Source organism: Vibrio sp. 1069 (assembly GCF_033340555.1).
Window position 1 is genome coordinate 1 of the sequence record NZ_JAWOWP010000287.1, and the last position, 765, is coordinate 765.

1 protein-coding gene is annotated in these 765 nt (G+C 43.8%); it reads left to right on the forward strand.

The genetic code is table 11. The annotated features are described in order from the left end of the window. The coding region (locus R7040_RS26025) for a metallophosphoesterase (RefSeq protein WP_318097514.1) at positions 1 to 765 on the forward strand (765 nt) is incomplete at both ends.

Genomic DNA, 765 nt, shown 5'->3' on the forward strand with positions numbered 1-765 from the left:
ATAACGCTTTAGATGTTTTGAACAAGCAGATCCAATGGGCTGACTTCCCTATGCTCGCTGCAAACATCTACAAGAAAGACACCGATGGTAAAGTAACCGACGAACGTTACTTCGCGCCTTACAAAGTCTTCACGATTAACGGACTTAAAGTTGCGGTTGTTGGCCTAACAACAAAAGATACAGCGAAACTGGTAAACCCAAGTAACGTTGCTGATATCTACTTCGAAGATCCTCAAGTTGAAATCAAAAAAGTACTTAAGGAAATCGAAGCAAACGAAACTGTCGATCTAGTTTTTGCAACAACACACATGGGTCACTACCAAGATGGTAACCATGGTAGCGAAGCACCAGGTGACGTTTTACTAGCGCGTTCTCTTGAAGAAGGCCAACTAGATGCAATTATTGGTGGCCACTCACAAAACCCAGTATGTATGGAGCCGGGTACTAACGAATACGCAGACTTCAAACCAGGTGACGAGTGTGCTCCAGACCAACAAAACGGCACATACATCATGCAAGCGCATGAGTGGGGTAAATATGTAGGTCGTGCAGACTTCGAATACTACGATGGCAAACTGCACCTAGCAAACTACGCTTTGATTCCAGTTAACCTAAAGGCAAAAGATGCGAACGGCGACTACCAATTCATCGCTGAAGAAATCAAGCCAGATGCTGTAGTTAAGCAAATTCTTCGTACTTACCAAGAGCAAGGTCAATATCTGCTTGACGTTAAAGTATCTTCTACGGATGGTAAACTTGAAGGCG